General features: G+C 44.3%; 3 protein-coding genes. All 3 read right to left on the reverse strand.

Annotated elements, in window-relative coordinates; all coding sequences use genetic code 11:
- Positions 1–272: IS66 family transposase (locus AAEY57_RS19250; protein WP_350314887.1), on the reverse strand; the 272-nt coding region annotated here is incomplete at its 3' end.
- An 80-nt stretch (positions 273–352) separates the two neighbouring features.
- Positions 353–703: an IS66 family insertion sequence element accessory protein TnpB gene (gene tnpB / locus AAEY57_RS19255; protein WP_010554756.1), complete on the reverse strand. Its 351-nt coding sequence runs from the start codon at positions 701–703 to the stop codon at positions 353–355.
- Complete coding sequence (locus tag AAEY57_RS19260) at positions 700–1,041, reverse strand: hypothetical protein (protein ID WP_008467385.1); 342 nt, start codon at positions 1,039–1,041, stop codon at positions 700–702. The genes tnpB and AAEY57_RS19260 overlap by 4 nt, the downstream gene beginning before the upstream one ends.
- Positions 1,042–1,123 lie beyond the last annotated feature (82 nt).

The following is a 1,123-nucleotide window of genomic DNA, read 5'->3' on the forward strand; positions in this document are numbered from 1 at the left end:
TGCTCACGAGGTAAGTCTTTTGGCAGTGGCTTACGCACCGGCTTTTTACGGGTATAGCTAATGGATTGTTGCTCTGCCTCAACTTCCTCAACAATTTCTTCCACTTCATTGAATAACTCGCCTTGCCCGGCAAAGCCTTCAGCACTTTTGCCGAATTGTTTTTGTTGGGCCAAGCTCCAGCGCTCTTCCAATGCCGCAATCTGGGCATCCTTCTGCGCTAACAGTTTTTCAAGTTCAGCAATGCGCTGTTTAAGGGCGAGTTCATTTTTCATGACGCCTATTTTAAGGCATCATCAAAGGCTTTGCAGTGCTAACTGAACTCACTTTGATGATCATCAATCGATCGCAAATATTAAAGCATTTGCTTACCTGCGACATCAATTTTACTGTGTCCAATCACATCATAACCCGATAATAACCAGTGTAATTGCTGCTCGCTTAAGGTCATGGTGGGTGACATGAGTTTGGGCCATTTGAACTTATGCTTATCTAATCGCTTATACCACAGTGCAAAACCGGTGTTATCCCAGTAAAGCAGTTTGAGTTTGTCACGGCCTTTATTACAAAACACAAATAGCGCACCACTGAGCACGGGTAGTTCAAGCTCTGCTTCCACCAACGCCGCCAGACCATTAATTGATTTTCGAAAATCAACGGCATCGGCACATAAATAGACGGTGGGTACATCAACGAACATCCTCATACCGTTAGCCCTTTAATAATGGCAACGATATCGGCCGTCGCTAAATCGATAGGAAACGTGAGTTGGCCGGTTAGCGTATCAAACTGCAGCGTATTTTGACGAGTTTGCGCGCAGACTTCAGTAGTTTGTTTTACCTGGACAAAACGTGATGATGTAAGGCACTGCGTGTGCACTGGCAAGGTGGAATTAGGCTGGTCTTTTGCCAGTAAAGCACGTTGTTTATAATAAGTCGTAATAGCGACATTATGGTGTTGGCAGAATTCAATATTAGTACCACTAAACGTACTGCGTTTCAGCAAAAGCTGCTGCCACTGTGCGCTTGTTCTGTAAGTTTTCATCACCTGCTCCGAATTTATCATTGAGCAGGTATTTTTAGATAATCAGAACATCGATGCTAGGTGTGGTTCGCTAGACGCTTAC

Origin of the sequence: Pseudoalteromonas sp. MER144-MNA-CIBAN-0113 (assembly GCF_040308965.1) — a bacterium.
Taxonomy (GTDB): domain Bacteria; phylum Pseudomonadota; class Gammaproteobacteria; order Enterobacterales; family Alteromonadaceae; genus Pseudoalteromonas; species Pseudoalteromonas tetraodonis.